This window comes from Photobacterium sp. HL06 (genome assembly GCF_059552575.1).
In genome coordinates, this window is record NZ_CM183915.1 from 2,384,149 (window position 1) to 2,408,250 (window position 24,102).

Genomic DNA, 24,102 nt, shown 5'->3' on the forward strand with positions numbered 1-24,102 from the left:
CCTTTAAAAACCACGCCGCTTCCAGAACTCAGCCTCATCACGCGCATAGACATTGAAGGTTTTCTCAGCGATCACCTTCCCGCGCATCTCGATAGTCATCCGCCAGTCCCCAATTTTGTTTGAGATAGGCTCCCAAATTGTATCGCCGAGATAGAAATCCCAGTCATTGGTACGTACATGTAGCTCGCCGTCAAAAGGCTCCATGACTTCACCGCTGTCATCAGTAATGTTTGGGTGGTAGATGCAGTAGCGGATCTTTTCACCACGGGCTTTCTTGATATTGATAGTAAAGCCAAACTCTATATCAACCTCAGCAGGAACATCAGTAGTGAAGGTTTTGATTTTGGGAAGGTGTTTAGATTCAGCATCCCAAGTGGTGTGAATACCATAAGTTTCAATGCTGACAACAGGTTTTGCTTTAGCCATAGGATCGGTTTCAATGTGTTCGAGGTATGAGGCTATCATATCGTAACTGATACTGAAGTTTAAGCATGTAAGTAGCTTGGGTATTTAGTCTTAATAAGTACAACAAATATCAGTACAACAAAAAGGCTGATAATGAGATCAGCCTTTTAGGTGACGGGGTAACTATATTGAATCGAAAGTCGGCTATTTAACTTCTATTCTTGCGCTGGCAGGATGAGATGGCTCAATTTTAGGCACTTCCACTTTTAAAACGCCATCAGTGAATGAAGCACTGATGTCTTCTTGCTTTAGGTTATGCCCAAGATAGAAGCTTCGCATTAGCTTACCTTCGTATCTTTCTTTGCGAATCACCTTATCGCCTTCTTTCTGTTCTTCGTTTCTTGATGTTGTGGCTTCGATAGTAAGGTTGCCACTGTTAATTTGAACTGAAATATCTTCCTTTCGGACACCAGGAAGATCGGCGGTGATTTCGAAGCTTTCTTCTTTTTCGACGATATCAATTCTTGGTGAGAATGACTCCACATCAAACTTATGCCTTAGGGTAGGAAAGGCATGGTCAAACAGTTGAGTGATATCGAACCAGGGATCGCGTGGGACCAAGCTCATAATTGCCTCCTATAGGTCATATTTAGATGCAGTATTAGTGTAGTCGATTTTGATGAGCTTAAAGTTGAAAGTAGTATGTTGTTGATATGAATCAAATCGCCATTAGTATGAAATCCCTTAACTCAGTAAAACAGTTTGTTTTTCTACTTTATTGGCTTGTTGCACTACATTTATTGAGTAGTGGTGCATAAGCGGATGGAGAAGAAAAATGAGCACGCATCTCAGTTATACAGCTAAGCCTATATGGATCGCTCTGAGCTTGTTTACGTCTATGTCGGCTTTGGCTGCGGATACGTTGATTAGCTATAAAACAGGAGAGTCTATTGAATTAGATGGTGTTGCAGAGAGTGTCTGGCTGAAAGCTGCCCCATTGACATTAGTGTTGGATAATACGCCTTATAAGCCGAGTCAGTATGAAGGTATCCTCGAAACAAATTTTGCAATTCAATCACTTTACGATGATAACTTTGTCTACTTTTTTATGCAGTGGGATGATCCTACTAAGAGCCTGTCGCGTTTTCCTTGGGAAAAGCAACAAGATAACACATGGAAACGCCTGATGAACGCCGATCAGACTGGCCATGAAAATACCTATTATGAGGATAAAGCCAGTATTTATTGGAATATAAATACCAGAGGGTTTGATAAGAAAGGGTGTGATATTGCCTGCCATATGGCTGATGAAGGGGGTAAGGTCGCAGATGTCGAGCAGACTTCTGCGGGTAGGAAGTTTACCCCTCGACAGGGAGAGACTATCGATATGTGGCACTGGAAAGCGGTGCGAACAGGGCTGACAGGACAATTCGATGATCAGTTTGTTGATTCAACAATTGATCCTATGGTTAACAAAAACTGGGGTCGAAAGGGCGATCATAAAACGGGTGGCGGATACAAAGATAATATAACGGATGATAAGCTAGCACCTGCCATGGGAACCCGTATGTGGAATGATACCGACAGCTATGCTGTTGGCCCTGATGATCAGGTACTATTTTTTGATACCTTTAAGCCAGGCCATCGCATGGCATCTATCTTGGTTAACCCATTTACAGGATCACGTGGCGATATCAGTGCAAAAGCGGTATGGAAAGATGGCAAATGGATGTTGGAGCTTAAACGTAAGCGTGTAACAAAGGGTGAGAATGCCAACGTGGAAGATGTTCAATTTTCTGATTTGTCGAAAACATATCACTTTGGCGTGTCTGTGTTTGATAACTCCCAAATTAACCACCTATTCAGCTACCGTGTCCTTAAGATGAAGTTTGAACAGTAGCTGAAAAGTAACCAGCATGCTCCGGCAAGCTGCCGGAGCTTTACCTATAACTGATGGTACGCTGGCGTTATAGTTTGTCAGCTTCAACCGTTTTAATCGTAATCCAATTAGTGTTGGCAGTTTTGATATAGCCAGGGACATCTTCTAGCCAGCGTTTTTGTACGCTTTTATCCAGGTTCAAATACAGTTTGCCGTCAACAATCTTCCATGCCTCAGGATCGGTTTCAAACTTTTTCTCCATAGCCACACCAAAGGCACAATAGCCACCATACTGTGGTGCGTATTTCTCCGGCTCAGCTTTAAAAGCATCACGGTGATCTGCATTGCTGAAGTGATAAATCGCATTTTTGTAGGCTGCAGTGAATTCACTGTTACCCTTGACGGCTTGGTTATCGGTAAAATAGGCGACAGGATCATACCCTTTAATCGCTAAGTCATTATTGTCAGCGCTAACATCAATGTCGGCACTAAAAACGGTAGTTGAAAAAACAAATGCAGTAACCATCGCCATATGACGTAGGATTTGGATGAACGTGCTCATTGTGTATCTCCGTTTTCGAATTACCGGTTGGCAATGGTTTAAATGTATACGCAATATCCGGCCTTTTGAGATACTATCATTCAGTTTTTGATACCAATCGTACGGAGTTATTGCATGGATCCGTTATCAGAAATACTGAACAGATTTTCAGTATCAGCAGGTGTGTTTTATTCAGGTCAGTTATGTGGGGTGTCACAGTTTGACTCGAACCGTGGCGCTGTTGGCCACCTCCACCTACTAAAAACCGGGAAATTAACCGTTGTGAAGGCTGGGCGTGAGAAAATACAACTAACGGAGCCATGCTTGTTATTTTTCCCGCAACCTACTGCTCATCGCTTGCTAGCCGCTGAGGAAGACCGGGCGGAGGTTGTTTGTGCTGAAATAACCTATGGAGTAGGTACCAATAATCCGGTTGCCAATGCGTTACCCGAGATGGTGCTGTTACCGCTGTCACGGTGTCCTGGGTTGATGGGGGTGGTAAGTAGCCTGTTTGAAGAGGTCCATGATAACAGGCATGGTCGAACCTTGGTGATGGATAGGTTAACCGAAGTATTGATTGTTATGTTGATGCGTGAGCTAGTTACGCAAGGCGTTGTCAAGCAAGGAATGCTAGCAGGATTGAGCCATCCTAAACTTGCACCGGTGCTTTTAGCTATTCACCAAAACCCCAGGTTGTCAGACTCTCTAGCGGTATTGGCCCAGCAGGCGGCGATGTCCCGTACGACCTTTATTGAAACTTTTCGGGATGTTTTGGGAGTCCCGCCCGGAGATTATATCCTCGGCTGGAAAATGAGTATTGCACAAAGTTTACTTAAGAAAGGGGTGCCAATTAGCCTGGTTGCCGATGAGGTGGGCTATAGCAATACCTCTGGTTTTTCCCGCGCATTTCGAAAGAAAACAGGTGTATCACCAAAGCAGTGGCTGATGTCTTTGTCAAACAAAAAGAGGTCATGAGGAAGCTGGGCTGGTTAGGGCTCGTGCCTGCCCAGCCTCCATCATTGCCAAGTTACAATGTAACCTTATTGCTCATTGTCAGTATCAGAAGAGGAGCGCCGGGTTAGATCCTCCTGTTTAGTGCTATCACGTATTTCCTGTTCATCTGTCTGTTTTTCTACCAGATTGTCAGTTGCATCTTCTGGTTTGGGAGAAAAAATATTTTTGAGCCAATCGAACATAGTCCAACCTTAGTGTTATTTGTTACAGGGTTTAACACTCTATAAGCTTAGTCGCTGATAGCTTTCTTACCGTGTAATGTGCAACTTCAATGTTGTTATGTTGCTTTTGAGGGGCGTCGCTCCATCATTTAATTAACCATTCAAAAAGCAAATCCAGAGATGGGTTCTGAATGTTTCTCGGCCTGACCAAGTAATAGCCATTTCCTGAGGCTACCGTATTCGGGTTTGGCATTATCAAACGACCAGAATCCAGATCTTGCTTGGCTAATGTAATATCACCCACGGCAATCCCAAACCCCTGAATAGCAGCACTCACCGCTAAATCAAGGGTGGCAAAATGCTGGTCTTGCTCGCTTGTAACGAGCTTATTACCGCAATCTTCTAGCCACAGCTTCCAATCACTTTTCTGAGGAGTGGCATGAAGCCAGGTGAAATTCACCATGTCGTTGGCTTCGAGCGTACCAGTGTTGCTACCAAGCAGGTTGGGTGAGCACATTGGCGATAAATACTCATCAAATAACAGGTGGGTGCTGAGCTCTGTTTGCTGCGGATGATTACCGTAGCAGATAGCCGCATCAAAAAACTCGGTTGCAAAATTCACATTGTGTTTGATGGCAGAAGTCAGCTCGACGTCAATATCAGGGTATTCTTGCTGAAACGACATTAGCTTTGGAAGCAACCATGAGGTGATGCAACTTGGGGCTTTTAGCTTTATTTGTCGCTTGTCATTAGATACCTGATCGACAGCACGGTGGATCTGGTCCACTGCATGCTCAACAAGTGGAAGAAATTCATGGCCTTTACTTGTTAGCGTCAGACCGCGTGCATGTCTATTAAATAACCTGACTTTTAATCGCTCTTCAAGGCTAATAATTTGGCGGCTGACAGCGCCCTGGGTGAGGTTCAGGATCTGGGCTGCTGCCGTAAAGTTTAGCTGCTGAGCGGTTACCAAAAAAGACTGTAGCTCTTTCATTGTCGGAGTGCGATTGTTCATAGTTCCAGCCATGCAATTTTCTCATGGCTAGTATGCCGATATTTCGATTCTGATTTCAAGCTAGCTCTGCATATAATCAAGAAAAGAAAGCTGGTGGACTATAAATGTTAATACTCTGCATTTAAATGCGGTATTGGCGATTGAGTTTAAGGGGATATTCAATGGTTGGAGATTGCAGGTGAATTCATTAGCATCACGCTTAGCACCAGAGGCAGTACAAAAACTCATGCCTTATCAGTCAGCCCGCCGAATTGGCGGTAACGGGCATTTATGGTTGAACGCCAATGAGCTCGAAAGTAGTTGTCGTTATGATGCTAGGGACGGGGAGTATCACCGATATCCGGATTTTTTACCTCAGGATATTGCCAGTGCCTACCTGGAGTATTGCCGAGGTACGGGGGAGACTTTGGAGTGTGAGTCCGTGGCGGTTCGCGGCGCAGATGAAGCGATTGATTTGTTGATCAGAACGTTTTGCCAGCCTGGAGCCGATAAAGTAATAATTTGTCCGCCTACCTATGCAATGTATGAGTTTTGCGCGGACTCAATTGCTGTTGAGGCTGTAAAAGTACCACTGTTAAATGATTTTCAGCTAGACATGGCTGCAATTAAAGCGCGATTGATCGAGGCCAAAATCTTGTTCCTTTGCTCTCCGAACAATCCGACTGGCAATGTGATTGATCAGGCCGATATCATTTCATTGCTTGAGGCAAGTAAAGAGTCAACCTTGGTAGTGGTTGATGAGGCCTATATTGAATTTGCTCCGGAAACCAGTGTAATTAGGCTGATTGAGCAGTACCCAAACTTAGTGGTGATTCGAACGCTCTCTAAAGCTTTTGGTCTAGCTGCTATTCGCTGTGGTTTCTTACTGGCCGATAGCAGTGTCATGGAATATATCTCAAGGCTAATAGCGCCTTATCCGATAGCTGACCCAGTCGCGGAAATAGCACTTCGGGCGTTGGAAGATGATGGGATCAATAAGATGCGGACGCAGTCAGATGAACTCATCTCAACCCGGGAGTGGTTTGCTAACGAAGTACAGCACCTGTCTATTGTTAATCAGGTCTACGTTTCGGCAACAAACTTTGTTTTGATCCGGTTTACAGCCACAGACTGTATCTATACCTATTTGCTCAACAAGGGAATTGTGACGCGTAATCAGGCCCATGAGCCAGCATTAGCGAATTGTGTCCGAATTTCAATAGGTTCAAAAAGCAGTATGCTCGAAACCTTAAATGCGTTAAAGGTATACCCAAACTACCTCAAGATGCAGGATTCAGAGTGATATCAGCATGTCCAGTTCAAGGAAAATAGCGGCAGGAATGGTGGCCCCTTTCGGCGTTATTTGACATAGAAATGGGCTTGCTGAATCACTCCCAAAGGGCGAGTTGACTGGGCTGGTATGCTGTGTTGCTGCTTTTTAACGTAGAGCCACTATGTTTTCAAATCAACGCCTTGCTTACCAGCCCAGTCATTCTCGCTGAAACGAGCATCTTGAGGTAGTTTGGGTATATAACTAGAAAAGGGATTTTGTAATGAAGAAAATTATCAGTTTAGGAATTGTTCTGGCTACTGTTGGTTTCGGTAGTGCCCAGGCAGCGCAGCAGAAGCCTGTTCGACTTGCATCGGACTTTACATATCCTCCTTTTAATTACAAAGATGCTGCTGGTACACCGCAAGGTTTCGATATTGAAATAGCCGATGCACTTTGTGCAGAAGCGAAGCTAAAATGTGAATGGGTTACGCAAAGTTGGGATGGGCTGATCCCATCGCTTCTTGCCCGTAAATCCGATGTGATTATGGCTTCGATGCGGATCACTGAAGAGCGTAAAAAACGGGTGCTGTTTACTGATAAGTATTACCAGACTCCAGCACGATTTGTTGCTGCGAAATCCTCGGGAGTCACAATTGACAAAGCCGGCCTACGGGGTAAGAGTATTGGTGTGCAACTTGGCACAATCCACGACCGTTATGTTACTGATAAATTTGGTGACGTAGCGACTATTAAACGCTATACCGGCCAGGATGAAGTTTACCTGGATCTTGAAAGTGGTCGATTAGATACCGTATTTGGTAACTCTGATCAGTTGGCATTGGCATTTCTTGAGAAAGAACGTGGCGACGGGTTTGTATTTACTGGTGAAGCAGTGACAGATACCGCCTATATCGGCGAAGGTACAGCACTTGCACTTCGCCTCAATGATAAGAAGTTGGCTGATAAGTTTAATCAGGCGATTAAAACCATTCGTCAAAATGGTACCTATGACCAAATAGCGTCTAAATATTTCAACTTTGATATCTACGGCGAATAATACAGGTCGGGTTGTTTCTCTTTCAGAAAAAGCAGCGTTAAAACGCTGCTTTTTTTATCTATTCTTTGTAACCAGCTCTTTGATAGTAGAACGCAGCCATGCAATTTTGGGGTTGTAGGCATTGCGTTTGTGCCACATTAGGGTGAATGGTATTGCCAGTTCTTTATAATCCTGTTCGGAAATAGGAATAGGAAGCGCAACTAGGTTAGGAAAGCGCTGTGATGCATAGTTCTGGCAATAGGAGGGAGCCGTGGTAAACATTTCGTGCCCTGGCTGGGCGGCCATAAACAAGGATTGATCAAAGCTTGAGACCGACAGGGCTATTTTTCGCTCTTTTCCTTGTCCGGCCAACACTTCATCCAATGCCCAGCGCTCTCTGGCTTCCCAGATAATATTAATGTGTGAGTAGGCTAGAAAGGCTTCAAGATCCCACTCTTGTTGCAGTACAGGATGATCATCGCGAACAAAGACAATTGGCCGATCTTCAAACAGCACTTCGTAATCGATGTAGTAGGGTAGTAACGCAAGGGTCTCTTGTGAGCGGTGGTGACTTTCTCTACCACAAAAACCAATATCGGCTTCGCCATTGATGATGGCCTCCAGGGAGTCATAATCCCAGTCAAGGATACGTATTGTCGAGTCAGGATATTGCTCGGTGATTAGTTGAGGCAAGCTCCCTAAAACAAGCATGTGAAGAGGGGCTTCCATCATTAACTGGAAATTGACTCCGCGAGGTGTTGCCGTCCCTTTTTTCGTAGATAGCTGGGAAGCGAGCTGAAACCACTCTGCTAGCTCGTCTTCCATGCTCAGAGATAACGGTGTGGGTTGCAGCCCATGGGGCTCGCGTATGAATAGCGGATCATCAAACCACCCCCGCAGCTTACCAAGCGCTTTGCTAACGGCCGAAGGTGTAACGTTCAGTTTCTTCGCGGCTTTGGTAACGCTGCGCTCTTGTAACAGTACCTGCATGGTGATCAGGAGATTCAGATCGAGCCGATGAAGAGGTTTGCTCATCGATTACTATTCCTTATTTAAGCCGTGCTGCCGGCAGCGACCAAAGATGTTTTTGTTTGGTTGGTATAAAGTAGCGCTGCCAGACTACCGATGCCGGCCATAAATAGCAAAACTGTTAACATATTCAAGGCGGTGACACCCAACCAACCCATAACCCAGATATAAAATGCCGAGATGGTTATTTGGGTGATACCCAAAACGGAGCTGGCTAATCCTGCGTGGGTATCAAATGGTTTTAATGCCTGGCTGGTGGCGGTACCGAAACCCAATGAGAACCCGGCACAGATAAAGGCAAAGCCACTTAGATATAGCGGTGAGGAGGCCATGAAAGTATCGGCAATTAGTAGTTGCAAACCGGCTAGCAGGAATAATACCTGAGAGATAATCATCACGCGCTGTTGACCAAACAAGACAAGCAGTTTTGGGGTAACAAATGCTGCCGTCATGCTAACACCGGCCAATAATGCCATCGCTAAAGAGTACTGCCCGGTCGAAAAGCCCATTAGATCCATCATCAGTAACGGGGAAGTATTCACATAGGTCAGAATGGCCGACACGCTAACCGTAATGATAAATAGTCGACTCAGGAAGAATCGTGACATGAACTTATCCCAGGGTATGGCATGAGAGTCCTCTTGGTTGATGCTGCGTGTTTCTTTCAAGGTAAAGAGACACATTAGGCCAATAACAGCAGCAACAACGGCCATCATCATAAATAGTACCGGCCATGGTGATACAAGCAGAATAAGGTGGCCAATGACAGGGGCAAGAACCGGGACAATGCAGGTGATACCGTTAATCATGGAAAGCACTTTTGCTCGCTTCTCATCGTCAAGAACATCACGAAGAATGGCGAAGGTCACCACATAGGCAAAACCTGCTCCTATGCCTTGGCCAAAACGTCCAACAAAGAAGTATGATGGATTTACCGATTGCATTGTCCACCAGGAAGCTGCAGTAAAAATTGCTGCACCCAGCAGTGCAACTGGCCGACGTCCAAACTTATCAGCCAGCAGCCCACCAACTATCATAGTTGATGCCATTCCCACTAAATAAATTGAGAATGCGGCGTGAAGATCTGACTCGGTTGCATTCAAGCTTGTCGCTATTTGAGGTAAGCCAACCAGATATAGATCAATCCCTAATGGATACATTAGAACCAGTGAGAAACAGCAAAACAGTATTTTGTTCATAATTATTTAATAGTATTCAATTTCACAGTACCGGTATCGTAGATGGGTTAAGGTTGAATAGCGATTTTCCTGTGGGACAACAGTGTTTTCCTGGATGGAAAAGAGATTAGTTTGAATGCGGAATTTTAATGAAGGTGTAGTGATTAATGAGGTGCCACTATTAATTGGTGCTTATATTTAAAATAGATTGCGAAGCAAATTGAATAATTGCTACTTTCACGGTGAATGTATCCACAGAATGATATAGCGTTTCTTGTATGTCTGTTGTAGTGAATGAGTAACGATGAGAAATCTGATTAACTTTGTTGTTATCACAAATCTAATTTCGGCCTTAACTGTATGGCTATTAAGCTACTTTTTTGAATTTTTTTCAGCTATCCATCCAACGGATTATCTGTTCTATATCTGCATTATTTTATGGGGGATTGCTGGACTGACATGGGAGGGGGGAAGGTCCAGTAAACGCTATGATACAGATAGAGCTGCACGTAGAACGCAGTCGATGGTTTCAGGGCATGACTTTAAATCAGATAAGCATGAGCAGTATAGAGAAAACTATCATTTTGGGCTAAAGATGTTCATCGCTGGCCTTCCTTCTCTTATTGGTTGCTTTGTGGTTTATCTGTTTTAATCCGTCTTAGTTACTATTCAGTCATTTCACACATAAATGACTGCTTTTTATATTTTTGCTCAGAGCACCTTGTTGAACTACGATCAATACGTTATCAATGATTTTGTTTGATTATTCACTAGATATACTGATAAGCCTGTTTTATGAAGGACGACCAACACGCACCGATTACACGAACCGCATCTTTTCGGTTCTATGAAGAGCTAAATGACTTCCTTCCCAGGGTGCAGCGTAAGGTGCGTTTTTCCTATCAGTTTGCAGGAAAGCCATCGGTTAAAGATACCATTGAAGCCATTGGGGTACCTCATACTGAAATCGATCTGATTTTGGTTAACGGGGTCTCGGTCGATTTTGATTACAAAATGCAGGGCACTGAGCAGATATCTGTCTATCCGGTATTTGAATCGTTTGATATTCGCCCTCTGATCCACCTTCGGCCAAAGCCTTTACGGGATACTAAATTTGTCGTTGATGTTAACTTGGGAACGTTAGCATCGAAGCTGCGGCTACTAGGGTTTGATACTTTATATAATAATAAATTTGATGATAATGAAATTGTTGATATTTCCTTGCATGAAAAGCGTATCATTCTTACCCGTGATAAAGGTATTTTTAAATACAGTGCGGTCACTCATGGTTACTGGGTACGCAGCGACCACATAGATACACAGCTTCGAGAAGTGATCCGTCGATTACAACTCGAGAATAGTTTTAGGCCATTTACTCGCTGCTCACATTGTAATGGCGTATTATATCCAGCAGATAAGAAGCAGTTAAATGGACGTGTTCCAGCGAATACATTGCGATTGTTTTCTGATTTTTTTGAATGCCGAGAGTGCAAAAAAATTTATTGGAAAGGAACGCACTATGATCGTATTACAAAATGGATTCACAGGTTAAATGCAACGAGTTAGCTTGTATTTTGTCTGGGAATGATATTTCAATAAAAGTATTGGGTATATCAAAAGCCTGGCATCTAGGGGCATAGGCTTTTTTGATTGTGTATTTGATTAATATAGTAAGGCGTTACAATGAAAGGGTTGATGTATTCAGAGTTTGCTAAGGATTATGGTAGGGCAGTAGAAAATAATATTTATAACGCCCACCTTGAGCGGCCTTCATTGCAATCGATGCTTCCTGAGTTGAAGGGCAGGCGAGTTTTAGACTTAGGCTGCGGGTCTGGTGTTTATGCTGAGTATCTGCTGGCACATGGGGCAGAGGTAACCTCTGTCGATGCCTCCGCTGAAATGGTAGACATTGTGCAGAGTAAGCTAGGCGATCAAGTTCGCAGCTATGTGCAGGACTTGTCTGTTGGGCTGCCAAGCGAAGAGAGTGATAGTTATGATGTTGTCATCTGTCCTTTAGTGATCCATTACATCAAAGACTTATTTGTATTGTTTAGTGATATTCAGCGTGTTGTAAAACCCGGCGGCTGTTTTGTGTTTTCTACACATCACCCGATGGTTGATTTTAAATCATCTCCATCAGGAGATTACTTTCAGCGCGAGTTGCTTATTCAGCAATGGAATACGATAGGCAAACCCGTTGAAGTTAAATTCTATCGTCGTTCACTTACGGAGTTGTTTGGTGTCCTGGCTAAGGCTGGGTTATGCGTGACTGAGTTGACGGAAGGAAAACCGACTGAAGCGATGAAGGCCATTTCAGCCGAGCGCTATGAACATCTCTCACAAAAGCCGAACTTCATTTTTTTGAAGTGCCAGCCTGTGATTTGAAACCGAAGGCAATGCCTCCGGTTTCCTTACCGATATCGGCCGTAAATTACTGAGTCAGATAGGTATACATAAACTCAGTGATACCAACCATATCGGCAATCTTGATGTACTCTTCTGTGGTGTGGACTTTTGCCATACCAGTCGAAAGGTTAATGGTTTTGATGCCTTTTTCATTGAAAATATTGGCATCACTACCACCACCAGTGGACTGTGTTTGTGGCTCGACACCGTTAGAGGTAAACGCAGCTTTAACAGATTCAACAAACGGGTCGTTGTCGTCGATACGATAAGCGTTGTAGGCACGTGAAGACTCAATGCTGATCTTGGCACCGTGTTTCTCAGCCGATGCGTTAAACGTGCTGACCATATGTTCAACCTGATTGGCTAGCTTGTCGTCATCCAGTGAACGTGCTTCAGCTTCCAGATACAGTTCAGGCATCACAATATTGGTTGCTTGCCCACCATTAACTACACCGATGTTGGCTGTCGTTTCACTGTCGATACGAGACAGCTTCATTTGGCTGATTGCATCTGCGGCAACGGTAAGTGCATTGATACCTTCTTCTGGTGCCAAACCGGCATGTGCAGGTTTACCTGTAATGCTGACTTTAAGGTTCTGCTGACCTGGAGCAACGGTAATAATGGTGCCAATATCACCGCCTGAATCCAGAACAATTGCCTGCTCAGATTCGACATAAGACATATCGAAGTTTTTCGAGCCGTGAAGGCCGCCTTCTTCATAAACGGTAAAGGCCAGCTCGATAGTTTTGTGCGGCACGTTTTGAGCCTGAATACAGCGAACTGCTTCAATAATGGCTGCTATGCCTGACTTGTCATCACCACCAAGAATAGTGTCACCTTTGGAGCTGATCACGCCGTCGTTTATGACAGGTTCGATGTCATTGCCTGGGGCTACGGTATCCATATGGCAGCTCAGCAAAACACTGCCAGCAAGTTCACCTGGTAGTTTTGCGTAGATGTTGAAGCCGTTGGAAATATCAGCAGGTACAGGGAGCTTGTTGACCTGGAAACCTAGCTGACCTAGCTGTTCTGCAAGGTTCTCGGCAATGGCCTTTTCATTTCGTGATTCACTGTTGATCTTCACTAGGTCGATGAAGTGATGGATCAATCTATCTTGGTTGATTGTTGTCATTAGTGTCTTTCCTATCGGAACGAGGAAGTACTACTTTAAACAAAATGGGCGAGATTTTAGGTAAGTAGGTCAATAAAAGCGTCGATTTTTATTTCATATATTGAATTTTTGTCGGGTTGATATATTGGGTTATCGAGTTTTGCTCGATGTTTATACAGTTATTGGCTCTTGGAAGAAAGGTTATGGGGCAGGATGCTCATCAAGTTAACAGTAAGTGATAAACAAGGCTCAACAGCAAATTAACAACTACGATTAGCAACAAACGGTAAGTATGACGTTATCATTGCTAATTATGGAGTTCTTGTTATGAAGAAAGCCAGTTTTGAAGAACTTACCCGAGCGCATAACCCTGACGTTATTAGAGAGCGCTTGCAGCAGGCGCCAAAGTCTCAAAATATATCTGATGCAGTACTTGGTGGGATTGATGGGTGCGTAACGACGTTTGCTGTTGTTTCAGCGGCCGTTGGTGCTGGCTTTCCTGCTTCGGTGGCGGTGATATTGGGTTTTGCGAACCTTATTGCAGATGGTTTTAGTATGGCGATAAGCACTTATGAGTCAAATAAAGCCAAGCAGGAATATGCACAAAGCCTCCGGGAAATGGAGGAGGAGCATATCGATATTGTTCCTGAAGGAGAACGAGAAGAAATTCGCCAGATATTCAGCAATAAAGGCTTCAAGGATGAAATTCTTGAAAAAATTGTCAATATTATCTGCGAGGATCGCAAGCTCTGGGTAGATACCATGCTTATAGAAGAACACGGCATTCACCATCAGGCAAATCCAAACCCACTGGGATCTGCGTGGGCAACTTTTGTTGCGTTCATCATTATTGGCACTATGCCTTTACTCCCATTTCTCGCCACCTCGCTGGAAATGAACCAGCAGTTTGCCATTAGTACCGCCCTTGCTGCCCTGATGTTTTTTCTTATTGGGATGCTAAAAAGTTTGCTGTTTGATCAACCCTATCTTCTTTCTGGTATGCGTACATTATTGACAGGGGGAACCGCTGCAGGACTGGCTTTCTTAACCGGATACTTGCTACGTGAGGTTTTTGGTGTTGCTGGCATATAGTGTTTGTTTTTCTACCCATATCCCGCAAGATTTGGTACAACACCTGCTCGTATAACGCCAAACAATCCAGACGGTGTTCAGAGTTAGTCCTCTGCGTGCCGGGCTGATCAGTCGGCTTTGCTTGGCTCGTCCGTATTATGTGAGCAACTTTAGGTTTTTAATGCATTTATATCAACAAGATGCTGTGGAATGGTTATCTACATTACCGGATGGAAGTGTGGATTTATTGATCACCGATCCACCGTATGAGTCGCTTGAGAAACATCGAGCCGTGGGAACAACGACACGCTTGAAAGAGAGCAAAGGGTCAAGTAATCAATGGTTTTCTATCTTCCCAAATCAAAGGTTTGAAGCTCTTCTGGCGCAGGTATACCGGGTTTTAAAGAAAAATAGCCATTTCTATTTATTTTGCGATCAGGAAACCATGTTTTACATCAAGCCAGTTGCTGAGCAACTTGGCTTTAAATTTTGGAAACCCATTGTCTGGGATAAAGTCGCCATTGGTATGGGTTACCACTACAGGGCAAGATACGAGTTCATCTTGTTCTTTGAAAAGGGTAAGAGGAAGCTCAATAACCTTGGCATCCCAGATATCTTAGAAGAGAAACGAGTATACCGGGGTTACCCAACGGAAAAGCCAGTCGCTTTGATTGAAACATTGATTGAGCAGAGCAGTTCGGAGGGGGACATTGTGGTTGATCCCTTTTTTGGCTCTGGCTCGACGATGATTGCTGCAAGTAATTTAAACCGGGTGCCTTATGGTAGTGATATTTCAGATCATGCCCATGAGTATCTTAGGCAGCGCCAGGTTAAAATTGCCTGATAATGACCAGTGTGATCTTTGGGCTGGCTGAGAGTGTGATTAATTCACGGATATTTGGTTGGGGAGTGGGATGCATGGGCGCTTTGTTACGATAAGCTCGCCCATTACCTAGCTATTGAGCTGAGATTCGGTTTTGATCAGGTGCAGTATCGCTAGATCGTGTCCGACGACAAAGGTTAAGTTCCAGACATTGATTAACTTGTTCACAGGTGTTGGGGCTTGGTCTTCAAGGCCCAATAACACTTGCTCCGCATCAATGAGTGGGAAACCGTCGATAGAGCAGACATCAAGCTCTTCTGACCACCCGTTCAGGGCCGCTTTTTCATTATTCGCTTCGACTTGCGACATGTAAGTCGCACCATCGTATTCAAGAATTAGTGTAAAGACAGACATAGGAAACTCTTGGATGATGGACTGCAACACCTTCTATTATTCGGGTATTGCAGTCACATTTTTCAGTCATCTTTAATCATCGACTGGGTGTACCAGCATGTTAAGTCCTTATCAGAACTAACTAGGTTAACAACTATTTCGCCGTGGAGCCTCCAGCCTTGTTCAAGAAGAAGGTTTATTTTATTTTCGAATTCAAATTCATGCTTATCGCAGACAATTTTGTACTTCATACATATCCTCCGGCTGGCCTGACATACTAAATAATAGTTAGAAATAATAAGGCTGTGGCTTTCAATCCTTATGCCGTTGTGTTGCCAGGTTGTTTTGTATCGAAAAGTGGACAGCTTGAGATGACGTACAGAGTGTGTGCTTTCACATTGTTCTAAACAAGTACGCTCATTGTTTTATGTGGCCATGTAGTATCTAACTTGTTATTTTTAAACGATTAATCAAATGGATATTTCATCTGAATACCGAAACCGAGGGATAGGATTTATGCTTGTCACTGAGGCGATGAGGGTTGCAAAACAGCGCCAGTTGGCTTCGACAATTATCTTGGAAGTTGTTCGGTCAAATTTATCTGCAGTCAAAACCTATGAAAATGCGGGCTTTCAGATAAATCCATTATTAAGTACCAATGAGGAAAGTTGGGTGATGAGTCGTGTGGTAAGGCCAGATGTATCCCGATCTGACCTTAACTAAATGTCGGCAGTTATCGTTATTCAGCTTCTTTTACACGAACTTTGCTTTTGGCAATTTTAGTGCCGTTTAGCGCGGCAACTGCAGAGCTTGCTTCAGCAGCATCTGGCATTTCGATAAAAGCAAAACCTTTAGACTTGCCTGTTTCCTGATCTAACACTAAGTTGCAAGACTCAACTGCGCCGTGTTCTTCAAACATCGTTTTCAGTTCTGCTTCAGTTGTTGTGCGAGCAAGGTTTCGTACTAGTAGTTTCATGGAGGAGCCATTTAGGAGATTGATGAAACTTGATTATCACAGAATAAGCTTGGTAAACCAAGAAGAGGCTGTTTTGAGGTAATTTTATGCCTACAAAATACGCGCTTAGGTGGTAAATCGACACGCTGACGCCATATAATCTGTGAGTTAGCGATATATTGATGGCGACATTGATGATAACGAGAGATGGAGTTTTCCATGGTAAAACGAATAAACTATGAACAATTGCCGCCAATTTCAGGGCCTTATGTACATGCCACTAAACACGATAAAACCTTGTATGTCTCAGGTTTAACCGCACTGGGTACCCATGCCCAAGAGCTGGATCTCGAGAGACAGGCAAGTGCTATCCTAGAGCAAATTTCAAAGATCTTAAAAATAGAACAGCGTGATGTTTCCGACTTGGTCAAGTTAACTGTTTTTGTTAAAGATATTTCGATGTTATCGTCTATCCGCTCTTTGTTATTTGAATTTTACGGAAGCTATTTATCCGCATGTTCGTTGGTTGAAATATCAAACTTGATTCACCCGGATCTTTTGATTGAAATAGAAGCCGTTATTGCTTTGGATAAGTGCTCAAGTTAAGGCTAGCACTTTGTTTTAAAGATTTTGTTTTGTAAGAAAGGATTTTTATGAAATTTGAGATGCCCTCGGTAGAAATGGAAACGCAATTTATCCAATTTGTTAATGACTTTGAGCATCATGACCCAGAAAATGCTGACTTTTATCAAGGCGCGAAGATTAACTATCGCTCGTATGTGTGTTCCATTTTAGATGAAGAGCAAGGGATCAATCTTCAACCAGGGTATGTTCCATGCAGCCACCGCTGGCTTATTGATGCTAATCACAACGTAGTTGGAGCAATACGAATCCGCCATCATATTAATAACCCGTTTTTGGCCGAGGAAGCGGGGCATATTGGTTACGACGTAGCGCCAAGCCACCGACATCAAGGTGCTGGAACAACAATGCTCAAGTATGCGCTTGCCGAGGCAAAAGCCTTGGGGCTTGATAAAGTGCTCCTTGTCGCAGATGAAGATAATGTCGGCTCGAGAAAGGTGATCGAAAAAAACGGTGGGCGGCTAGAGTGCACCATGATGTCAAAACTTTACGGGGTGCCCATTGTGAGGTATTGGTTCTGTCTATAATTGAGAGGTTCAGGAGGGGGAATGATCAGGTTTAATGTATTCGGTAAGAAAATGTCGGTACAGAGAAAAAACGAAGAATGGTTACTCTTCTTAGAATCGGATACCTCACTCCGTGCCCGTATTTATGATGTCGTTATTCCCTCAGAACTCGATGAAAGTGAACTTGCGGGCTATCTTGCCGACATTTTTCATGAGAATGCGAGCAATCGTCATCCAGTTGTTAAAAGGCTTATATAAAAAAAGCCAGTTAATACACTGGCTTTCCTTACAACGATACTCGAGAGAATTATTTTCTCTTCGGCTGTTGGTAGGTACGTCCTGCTGCTTGGTACACGTCTTTCTGTTTGATATCGAACATATCAAAGAAGAACCAAGCAACAAATTTAATCACATCGTCGCCTTCGTTCATGATCCACTCTGCATATTCTTGCTCCTCGCCGTCATCATTTTCTTGCATCGAAACGTGATAGATACGTTTTTCACCTTCGATTTCAGCAAGCTTGAACTGGCCAGTTAGGGACGCGGCCGCTTCGGCAATTTCTTGTTCCTCGCTTGCTTTCAGGACTTCAAGTACCTGAGGCAGGTTGTCTTTTTCGCAAAGGTCTTTTACTAAGCTTTCAAATTGATCTTGTTGCATTTTTTTTCAACCAATAATTTTAACTGCGTTATTGTAACAGTGTGAGGTGTGTTAGATAAGATGGATTTTACATGTTTTTCCTTCTGCCAAGTTGACGGTGATTTCGTATCATTCCAAGTATTGAATAATTATTGAGCACGAGGTTGTTAATACTAAGGGATCTGGTACATGAAAGGAGCTGGTAGAGTATTAGGGGCTACAGAGAAGATATACCCAAACGGGTTAGTTATACGTACTTATACGTACAGGGAGGGTTAATGTTTCCATTAGAGATATGGTTTGCTTACACGGTTGCTTGCATGCTGTTGGTGATTTCACCTGGTCCAGATAACTTGCTGGCTGTAGGCAGAGGGCTCAGCCAAGGAAAACTTGCTGCGATAGTATCCGGAATGTCATCAGGCTGCGGTATTTTGTTCCATGTATTAGCGGCAACATTTGGGTTGACTCTATTGCTTCAAACATCAGCAATTGCATTTTATGTTGTGAAGTTTATTGGTGCGGCTTATTTGATATGGCTTGGGGTCAAAGTGCTGAGATCGCGAAATTTGTTTTCACTCGAGCCAGCGAAAAAGCAATCTCTGAGAACTATTTTCGTAACAGGCTTTTTATCTGCGGCATTGAACCCTAAGCCAGGAATGTTTGTTCTGGCATTCATCCCTCAGTTTGTAAATCCAAATCTAGGCTCAGTCTCAGCTCAAATGCTGGTATACGGAGCTTGGTTTGCGGTATTGACCGCTTTGGGGTTTAGCTTGATGGGAGTTTTTGCATCAAAACTATCAGCTTGGCTAAAGAGTAAACCAAAGTTGGTTTCTGGGTTAAATATAGGGGCGGGGGTGACATTTATATCGTCGGGGTTAGCTGTTGCTTTCATGAAGCAACGGTGACGAGTGTCCTGACAAGCTGCTTTTTGTTTCATTCGCGGGCTAAGGAACTACCGATACTGAAGTGTCGGTAGTTTCATCGATTCAGCTTAGCCATCAGTGCTATGGCTTATCCTTTATTGTGAGCACGAACCGCAGCAGAAACCTGGCTCGCCATGTTTACCTTTTTTCTCTTGGTCTTGGCTTTCCTGCGGAGCCTGCTCTGCGGTTTGCTCTTTGCCCACTTTGGTTTGTTCGTCGTCTGCTTTTTTAAAGAATTTTTTGAATGAAATGGTCATGCTACCGTCTCCAAGTCTTAAGTTGTATTTTTAATGCATGTTATTATTCCTGACTGTAATAGTCAACTCTCGAGATGGGGATTTTGATGTGGTTTGTCACAAACTGATAGGTCAATATGATGTTATCGATATTTCGGTGGTATATATTTTGACTCTGCTAAGGTGCTATCGGCCGTTGGCTGTATTCGCCTAGTCCATCTTTTTTAAAGGAATATAGAATGGAAACAAGGGAAGCTAGCTGTAGTTGTGGAAGAATCAAGGTAACCACACCCGAACAACCCATTCGGGTTTCAGTTTGCCATTGTTTAGCCTGCCAGCGCAGAACTGGGAGTGTGTTCGGGGCTCAGGCTCGCTTTGATGAAAAAAGTGTAGTTATTGATGGTGAAACTTGCTCCTATATTCGTAAGGCAGACAGTGGCAACAATATTCACAATCACTTTTGTTCAAACTGCGGATCAACGGTTTACCTTCTGATTGAAGCGCTTCCCGGTTATCTTATTGTCCCTGTCGGCGCATTTGCCGACCCTAACTTTCCAAAACCAGGAATGTCAATCTACGAAGAGAGAAAACATGAGTGGTATGAATTTACGTGCCAAGTGGAACATTTTGATTAACACTTGTGAGCGAGGAGCGTAGCTATGTCCGGAATTACAGATTTAGATGTTCTGTTGCAAAATATGGAGCCTCAAATACGTGAGGGAGAGTTTGTTTTTTGTACGGTAGAATCCAAAGACTATGGGGTCGTCGCTAAGTTGAAACCTATTGCTAGTTTTCTTGAAGACGAAGGCATGACGTTGGTGTTGGATAAATGTATTGCCGAGCAGCACGGGTACCGCTACGAGTCCACGTTTAAAGCGATTACGCTGACTGTCCATTCGAGTCTTGATGCTGTCGGCCTTACCGCGGCAGTGGCAAACAAACTGGCTAGCAAGGGGATTAGCGCGAACGTCATTGCGGCCTACTACCATGATCATGTATTTGTTCAGGCGGATAAAGCGGAGTTAGCCGTTGCTGCCCTGAAAGAATTCCACGCTTAATAGTGCTGATATTTTTAAAAAGGAAAACCAGTCAATGGATATGCACACTATCTTACTCTTTGCCATTGCGTCTTTAACACTTAACTTAATCCCAGGCCCTGATGTCATTTACATTGTTTCTAATACGATGAAAGGCAAGGCATCTGCCGGTACTCAAGCGGCGTTGGGATTAGGTGTTGGCTATATGTTCCACACCTTTGCTGCGGTATTTGGCTTATCGGCACTGATCTTAAGTTCTGCATATGCGTTTTTGGTGGTGAAATACCTGGGAGCCGCTTATTTGCTGTACCTAGGGATTGCTTCACTAAGAAACTTTATGAAAGGGGAGTCGAAACTGACACTGGCAGATCAAGATAAGGAGACTGCTAATGTCTTTAGGCAAGGGGTTATTGTCAGTGTACTGAACCCGAAAGTGGCGATGTTCTTTCTATCATTTCTGCCCCAGTTCATTGATACCTCGCTGGCTTCGTCGGCGACCCATCAGCTATTAGTACTAGGCCTGTTATTTTGCGGCTTGGCGACACTGTGCAATGCCTCTTATGCCATGCTGGGTACTTGGATTGTAAATAGCGCTAAGGCGTCACGTTTCAGCCGCATCATCGAAGGTGTTTCAGGACTATTGCTGATTGGATTAGCTGTCAAGATTGCCTTTAGTAACAATCGAACATAACTAAAAACATCAATGGTTAGGGATTAAGACAGATGAAAACTATCGGAATGCTAGGTGGCATGAGCTGGGAATCAACGGCTAATTACTATAAGCAAATTAACGAAGGAATAAAATCAGAGTTAGGTGGGTTCCATTCCGCCAAAATTTGTTTATACAGTGTCGATTTTGATGAAATTGAAAAGCTGCAGCGCCAAGGGTTATGGGATGAAACAGCCATTATTCTCTCTGAAGCGGCTTGTGCCGTTGAAAGAGGTGGTGCTGATTTTTTGCTTATCTGTACCAATACGATGCATAAGGTCGCTCCTCAAATAGAGGCCGCTATTTCGATTCCGATTTTACATATTGCGGATGCGACAGGTACTGAACTGGTGAAAAACAATATCAGCAAAGTTGGACTGCTGGGCACGCGCTTTACCATGGAGCAGGGGTTCTATAAAAATAGGATCACGGAAAAGTTTGGCATTGAAGTGGTTGTACCGAATGGCGAACAGCAGGAACGGGTACATGATGTCATCTATAACGAGTTATGTTTGGGGGTGATTAATGATCAATCTCGAGACGAGTATCTTCATATAGTCAATGACTTGTTTGCCAATGGAGCTGAAGCGATTATTTTGGGGTGTACTGAAATTGCTATGCTGATAAGCCAGAAAGATACTGATATTCCTCTCTATGATACAACAAGGATCCATGCTGAGAGTGCTGTCAAACTAGCACTTTCATAATGCTGGCTTAGTCCTGAAACAGATAAGTCTTCTTGAAGCCAACGGGTATATCCGGTTGGCTTTTTACTGTCGTTGATTTATTTATTGATAAACAGATTGATTAAAATGTGGAAGCTATCACGTAAAGGCATTTTGCTAATTTTGAGTTGATAGATATCTGATCTACATAACATATTGCTCATTTGTTAAATGGTAGGTGGCTTATAAAAGTATGCCTTATCTCTCATTTTGTTTGGTAATTAATACAAAAGTAAGGTGAGATTTAAGTGCTGTTTAGTTACTTTTCTCTACTCCCCCCATCTACGCCGTTAAAACGAAAATTTGGGATGGTCTCAGAAAGTTGCAATTAATGAATAATCGCGATGTACCTTATAAATATAATCAAGGAGACCATTGTGATAACAAGGAACATTAAATCCTGTCTTGCGCTAGCCATTGCTGCGTCGCTTTCTGCGTGTGGTAGTTCAAGTCAATCAGCGTTATCAGAAACACCCGTTTATACCTGTGATGCAACAACGATGACAAAGGCCGATGATTTGCGTATCTATCAGATCATGGTCGAAAGCTTTGTTAATGGTGATAACACCATTGGCCACGGTACAGGTTATGGTACCAGCCATCACAACGGTGATCTTCAAGGTATTATTGATTCGCTCGATTATATTGACTCGCTGGGTGTGAATGCTATCTGGTTGACTCCGATTTTTGAATCAGTGCCGGTAGAAGGCCAAGATCACTGGGCAGACCGCTTAGATGCGACAGGCTACTTCACGAGTAATTATTTTGCTGTTGATCCACGTTTTGGCACGATGGAAAAGGCACGAGAGCTGGTGGAAAAAGCGCATGCGAAAGGCTTGTATGTGTTCTTGGATGGTGTTTTTGGTCACCATAAAGGTAATGTGGTGCCATCACCGCAAGGTCGTTTGCCACAGGGTGAAAACAACCCGGTAAGCTATCCGGAAAGCCTGGCCTTTTATCAGGAAGTTGCTACTTATTGGATTAAAGAGCTGAAGATTGATGGCTGGCGTTTAGATCAGGCCTATCAGGTGCCGACTGAGGCTTGGAAAGAAATTCGTAAGAGCGTAGATGAAGCATCGAAGTCTGTTACCTATACCAATGCCACAGGTGAAACCGTCAACCCTATGGGTTACATGGTGGCAGAAATTTGGAACAACCAAAACTACATTAATGAAACTGGCTACGGCAAGCAGGGTGATCCGGCTCTGTGCTCTGCGTTTGATTTCCCGGTTCGTTACCGTGTTGTCGAAACCTTTGCGGTTAACGAAAATAGTGTTGGTGGTAAAGGCGGTGAGTGGTTGGCTGAAGGAATGGATCTGCACAAGCTCTATCCGGATCATGCCAAACCAAATTTGATGCTGGGTAATCATGATTTAGTCAGGTTGGGCGATTTATTGCAACGTGGTGATATTGCTTCTCCGGAAGATGCAGAATATTGGTCTCGCCACAAAGCCGCTTTGTCATTCCAGGCCGCTTATACTGGCCCTATTACAATGTATTACGGTGAAGAAATCGGTGATCAGCTAGAGGGTTATGCCGCAAAGAATACGGATGATAACTGTGCCATCCGCGGGCTTTGCGATGACCATGTCGCTCGTACCAGTGCGAAAATTGACGGGGTGACAGTGTCACTTGAAAAGCGTCAAGCAGAGCTGCGTGACTATGTGTCGGCGCTAATGGCTATTCGTGCTAACCATCCTGCTCTGTCCAGTGGCAAGCGTACTAATGTGATGGCAACCGATACAGTTTATGTCGACCATAAACAGGCAGAAAAAGAAGCATTGCTCTATATGGTAAGCACATCAGCCCGAGCTGATATTATACCTTTGGACGGTGTAGATATCGGCTCTGAAGGTGTTTTGGTTGATCTGATGTCAGGCGATCGTTTCAAGATGCAAGATGGCAAGTACTATATTCCTTTGACAGCATTTGAAGCACGTTTCTTATCTATCGAGCAGCCATCTGCTGCCGGTGTGAAAGTCAAGGCGGCGGCAGCGGTATCACTAGCCGGGGAGGGCTTCATGGCTAAGTGTGATAATCCTACCGTGGAAGAAGCCGGGCCGATAGGCGAAACCCTGTATGTGGTGGGTGATTTTTCCGATTCAGGATGGAAACATAAACCCAAGCGAGCATTCCAGTACAAGGGTAGTAATGTCTATCAGGTTGTTAAGGAAGAAAAAGCAGGGGCATTTCGTATGCAGTACGCAAGCAGGGACTGGTCACCACAGTTCACTGCCGACGGGCTGAGCCTGAAAGCTGGTGTGAAAGGACAGCTTAAGCGTGGTGGATATGGCAAAGATACTGCTGTAACCATTCCTGAGGCAGGGCGTTATGTATGGAGCCTTGAGTTCAGCTCCGAAGGTAAGCCACAGCAAATTATGGTCTCTAAGTGTCCGTAAGTTAGCGAATGATATTTTT

The 24,102-nt window shown here is 43.8% G+C and carries 32 protein-coding genes; 19 read left to right on the forward strand and 13 right to left on the reverse strand.

The genetic code is table 11. The features are described 5' to 3' along the window. Positions 1 to 3: 3 nt before the first annotated feature. On the reverse strand, positions 4 to 426 hold the full coding sequence (locus AC51G0_RS28675) for a DUF3859 domain-containing protein (protein ID WP_496302936.1): 423 nt from the start codon (positions 424 to 426) through the stop codon (positions 4 to 6). A 183-nt stretch (positions 427 to 609) separates the two neighbouring features. After that, the gene (locus AC51G0_RS28680) at positions 610 to 1,032 is read right to left on the reverse strand and encodes an Hsp20/alpha crystallin family protein (protein ID WP_496302937.1); all 423 of its coding nucleotides are present in this window, start codon (positions 1,030 to 1,032) and stop codon (positions 610 to 612) included. Positions 1,033 to 1,240: 208 nt separating this feature from the next. On the opposite strand from AC51G0_RS28680, the gene AC51G0_RS28685 reads away from it, so the two are divergent. Further along, entirely contained in the window at positions 1,241 to 2,305 is a 1,065-nt protein-coding gene (locus AC51G0_RS28685) for an ethylbenzene dehydrogenase-related protein (protein WP_496302938.1), read from the forward strand. Between the two features lie 67 nt (positions 2,306 to 2,372). On the opposite strand, the gene AC51G0_RS28690 is transcribed toward AC51G0_RS28685, so the two are convergent. Next, the gene (locus tag AC51G0_RS28690) at positions 2,373 to 2,816 is read right to left on the reverse strand and encodes a YHS domain-containing (seleno)protein (protein WP_496304242.1); all 444 of its coding nucleotides are present in this window, start codon (positions 2,814 to 2,816) and stop codon (positions 2,373 to 2,375) included. A 144-nt stretch (positions 2,817 to 2,960) separates the two neighbouring features. On the opposite strand from AC51G0_RS28690, the gene AC51G0_RS28695 reads away from it, so the two are divergent. Next, entirely contained in the window at positions 2,961 to 3,800 is an 840-nt protein-coding gene (locus AC51G0_RS28695) for an AraC family transcriptional regulator (protein ID WP_496302939.1), read from the forward strand. 65 nt (positions 3,801 to 3,865) lie between these two features. Here the strand turns inward: AC51G0_RS28695 and AC51G0_RS28700 are convergent, their stop codons facing one another. Beyond that, complete coding sequence (locus tag AC51G0_RS28700) at positions 3,866 to 4,021, reverse strand: hypothetical protein (RefSeq protein ID WP_496302940.1); 156 nt, start codon at positions 4,019 to 4,021, stop codon at positions 3,866 to 3,868. Between the two features lie 124 nt (positions 4,022 to 4,145). Continuing rightward, positions 4,146 to 5,015, reverse strand: a complete 870-nt coding sequence (locus AC51G0_RS28705) for a LysR substrate-binding domain-containing protein (RefSeq protein WP_496302941.1) — start codon at positions 5,013 to 5,015, stop codon at positions 4,146 to 4,148. A gap of 178 nt (positions 5,016 to 5,193) precedes the next feature. Here AC51G0_RS28705 and hisC point away from each other — a divergent pair, with 178 nt between their 5' ends. After that, positions 5,194 to 6,297 carry a histidinol-phosphate transaminase gene (hisC, locus tag AC51G0_RS28710; protein WP_496302942.1) on the forward strand — a complete coding sequence of 368 codons (1,104 nt, stop codon included), beginning with the start codon at positions 5,194 to 5,196 and terminating at the stop codon, positions 6,295 to 6,297. A 250-nt stretch (positions 6,298 to 6,547) separates the two neighbouring features. Then, positions 6,548 to 7,324, forward strand: coding sequence for an ABC transporter substrate-binding protein (locus AC51G0_RS28715; RefSeq protein ID WP_496302943.1), 777 nt, complete (start codon positions 6,548 to 6,550; stop codon positions 7,322 to 7,324). Between the two features lie 54 nt (positions 7,325 to 7,378). On the opposite strand, the gene yidZ is transcribed toward AC51G0_RS28715, so the two are convergent. Together yidZ and AC51G0_RS28725 are read right to left on the reverse strand one after the other, a co-directional pair. Further along, positions 7,379 to 8,338: an HTH-type transcriptional regulator YidZ gene (gene yidZ / locus AC51G0_RS28720; protein ID WP_496302944.1), complete on the reverse strand. Its 960-nt coding sequence runs from the start codon at positions 8,336 to 8,338 to the stop codon at positions 7,379 to 7,381. Between the two features lie 17 nt (positions 8,339 to 8,355). Further along, a complete protein-coding gene (locus AC51G0_RS28725; RefSeq protein ID WP_496302945.1) occupies positions 8,356 to 9,531 on the reverse strand; it encodes an MdtL family multidrug efflux MFS transporter in 1,176 nt (391 codons plus the stop codon). A gap of 283 nt (positions 9,532 to 9,814) precedes the next feature. Here AC51G0_RS28725 and AC51G0_RS28730 point away from each other — a divergent pair, with 283 nt between their 5' ends. The 3 genes from AC51G0_RS28730 to AC51G0_RS28740 all read left to right on the forward strand — a co-directional run bounded on the left by AC51G0_RS28730 (position 9,815) and on the right by AC51G0_RS28740 (position 11,895). Beyond that, entirely contained in the window at positions 9,815 to 10,162 is a 348-nt protein-coding gene (locus tag AC51G0_RS28730) for a hypothetical protein (protein ID WP_496302946.1), read from the forward strand. Between the two features lie 143 nt (positions 10,163 to 10,305). After that, on the forward strand, positions 10,306 to 11,076 hold the full coding sequence (locus tag AC51G0_RS28735; protein ID WP_496302947.1) for a Mut7-C RNAse domain-containing protein: 771 nt from the start codon (positions 10,306 to 10,308) through the stop codon (positions 11,074 to 11,076). 117 nt (positions 11,077 to 11,193) lie between these two features. Continuing rightward, the gene (locus AC51G0_RS28740; protein WP_496302948.1) at positions 11,194 to 11,895 is read left to right on the forward strand and encodes a class I SAM-dependent DNA methyltransferase; all 702 of its coding nucleotides are present in this window, start codon (positions 11,194 to 11,196) and stop codon (positions 11,893 to 11,895) included. 46 nt (positions 11,896 to 11,941) lie between these two features. Here the strand turns inward: AC51G0_RS28740 and AC51G0_RS28745 are convergent, their stop codons facing one another. After that, entirely contained in the window at positions 11,942 to 13,048 is a 1,107-nt protein-coding gene (locus AC51G0_RS28745) for a M20/M25/M40 family metallo-hydrolase (RefSeq protein WP_496302949.1), read from the reverse strand. A gap of 306 nt (positions 13,049 to 13,354) precedes the next feature. On the opposite strand from AC51G0_RS28745, the gene AC51G0_RS28750 reads away from it, so the two are divergent. Next, positions 13,355 to 14,119 (forward strand): VIT1/CCC1 transporter family protein, encoded by a 765-nt coding sequence (locus tag AC51G0_RS28750; protein ID WP_496302950.1) that lies wholly within the window; start codon positions 13,355 to 13,357, stop codon positions 14,117 to 14,119. 160 nt (positions 14,120 to 14,279) lie between these two features. Next, on the forward strand, positions 14,280 to 14,942 hold the full coding sequence (locus tag AC51G0_RS28755) for a DNA-methyltransferase (RefSeq protein WP_496302951.1): 663 nt from the start codon (positions 14,280 to 14,282) through the stop codon (positions 14,940 to 14,942). Positions 14,943 to 15,050: 108 nt separating this feature from the next. Here the strand turns inward: AC51G0_RS28755 and AC51G0_RS28760 are convergent, their stop codons facing one another. Continuing rightward, positions 15,051 to 15,335 carry a hypothetical protein gene (locus tag AC51G0_RS28760; RefSeq protein WP_496302952.1) on the reverse strand — a complete coding sequence of 95 codons (285 nt, stop codon included), beginning with the start codon at positions 15,333 to 15,335 and terminating at the stop codon, positions 15,051 to 15,053. A 62-nt stretch (positions 15,336 to 15,397) separates the two neighbouring features. Next, the gene (locus tag AC51G0_RS28765; RefSeq protein WP_496302953.1) at positions 15,398 to 15,565 is read right to left on the reverse strand and encodes a DUF1737 domain-containing protein; all 168 of its coding nucleotides are present in this window, start codon (positions 15,563 to 15,565) and stop codon (positions 15,398 to 15,400) included. 223 nt (positions 15,566 to 15,788) lie between these two features. On the opposite strand from AC51G0_RS28765, the gene AC51G0_RS28770 reads away from it, so the two are divergent. Further along, on the forward strand, positions 15,789 to 16,037 hold the full coding sequence (locus tag AC51G0_RS28770; protein WP_496302954.1) for a GNAT family N-acetyltransferase: 249 nt from the start codon (positions 15,789 to 15,791) through the stop codon (positions 16,035 to 16,037). Between the two features lie 16 nt (positions 16,038 to 16,053). Here AC51G0_RS28770 and AC51G0_RS28775 read toward each other — a convergent pair whose 3' ends face one another. Then, on the reverse strand, positions 16,054 to 16,290 hold the full coding sequence (locus tag AC51G0_RS28775; RefSeq protein ID WP_496302955.1) for an RNA recognition motif domain-containing protein: 237 nt from the start codon (positions 16,288 to 16,290) through the stop codon (positions 16,054 to 16,056). Positions 16,291 to 16,488: 198 nt separating this feature from the next. Here AC51G0_RS28775 and AC51G0_RS28780 point away from each other — a divergent pair, with 198 nt between their 5' ends. From AC51G0_RS28780 to AC51G0_RS28790, 3 genes are read left to right on the forward strand one after another with little or no spacing between them, the layout of a single operon-like run. Continuing rightward, positions 16,489 to 16,875, forward strand: a complete 387-nt coding sequence (locus tag AC51G0_RS28780) for a RidA family protein (RefSeq protein WP_496302956.1) — start codon at positions 16,489 to 16,491, stop codon at positions 16,873 to 16,875. 47 nt (positions 16,876 to 16,922) lie between these two features. Continuing rightward, positions 16,923 to 17,438: a GNAT family N-acetyltransferase gene (locus AC51G0_RS28785; protein ID WP_496302957.1), complete on the forward strand. Its 516-nt coding sequence runs from the start codon at positions 16,923 to 16,925 to the stop codon at positions 17,436 to 17,438. 21 nt (positions 17,439 to 17,459) lie between these two features. Beyond that, positions 17,460 to 17,675 carry a DUF7661 family protein gene (locus AC51G0_RS28790; RefSeq protein ID WP_496302958.1) on the forward strand — a complete coding sequence of 72 codons (216 nt, stop codon included), beginning with the start codon at positions 17,460 to 17,462 and terminating at the stop codon, positions 17,673 to 17,675. Positions 17,676 to 17,724: 49 nt separating this feature from the next. Here AC51G0_RS28790 and AC51G0_RS28795 read toward each other — a convergent pair whose 3' ends face one another. Beyond that, positions 17,725 to 18,075 (reverse strand): hypothetical protein, encoded by a 351-nt coding sequence (locus tag AC51G0_RS28795; RefSeq protein ID WP_496302959.1) that lies wholly within the window; start codon positions 18,073 to 18,075, stop codon positions 17,725 to 17,727. A 257-nt stretch (positions 18,076 to 18,332) separates the two neighbouring features. Between AC51G0_RS28795 and AC51G0_RS28800 the strand changes: the two genes are divergently transcribed. Then, positions 18,333 to 18,959: a LysE family translocator gene (locus AC51G0_RS28800; protein WP_496302960.1), complete on the forward strand. Its 627-nt coding sequence runs from the start codon at positions 18,333 to 18,335 to the stop codon at positions 18,957 to 18,959. A gap of 113 nt (positions 18,960 to 19,072) precedes the next feature. On the opposite strand, the gene AC51G0_RS28805 is transcribed toward AC51G0_RS28800, so the two are convergent. Next, positions 19,073 to 19,234: a CCGSCS motif protein gene (locus AC51G0_RS28805; RefSeq protein WP_496302961.1), complete on the reverse strand. Its 162-nt coding sequence runs from the start codon at positions 19,232 to 19,234 to the stop codon at positions 19,073 to 19,075. Between the two features lie 218 nt (positions 19,235 to 19,452). Here AC51G0_RS28805 and AC51G0_RS28810 point away from each other — a divergent pair, with 218 nt between their 5' ends. From AC51G0_RS28810 to AC51G0_RS28830, 5 genes are all read left to right on the forward strand, one after another. Beyond that, on the forward strand, positions 19,453 to 19,848 hold the full coding sequence (locus tag AC51G0_RS28810) for a GFA family protein (protein ID WP_496302962.1): 396 nt from the start codon (positions 19,453 to 19,455) through the stop codon (positions 19,846 to 19,848). Between the two features lie 24 nt (positions 19,849 to 19,872). After that, entirely contained in the window at positions 19,873 to 20,271 is a 399-nt protein-coding gene (locus tag AC51G0_RS28815) for an ACT domain-containing protein (protein ID WP_496302963.1), read from the forward strand. 34 nt (positions 20,272 to 20,305) lie between these two features. Beyond that, on the forward strand, positions 20,306 to 20,941 hold the full coding sequence (locus tag AC51G0_RS28820; RefSeq protein WP_496302964.1) for a LysE family translocator: 636 nt from the start codon (positions 20,306 to 20,308) through the stop codon (positions 20,939 to 20,941). A 32-nt stretch (positions 20,942 to 20,973) separates the two neighbouring features. Then, on the forward strand, positions 20,974 to 21,666 hold the full coding sequence (locus AC51G0_RS28825; RefSeq protein WP_496302965.1) for an aspartate/glutamate racemase family protein: 693 nt from the start codon (positions 20,974 to 20,976) through the stop codon (positions 21,664 to 21,666). 362 nt (positions 21,667 to 22,028) lie between these two features. Further along, complete coding sequence (locus tag AC51G0_RS28830) at positions 22,029 to 24,083, forward strand: alpha-amylase family glycosyl hydrolase (protein WP_496302966.1); 2,055 nt, start codon at positions 22,029 to 22,031, stop codon at positions 24,081 to 24,083. The last annotated feature ends 19 nt before the right edge of the window (positions 24,084 to 24,102 follow it).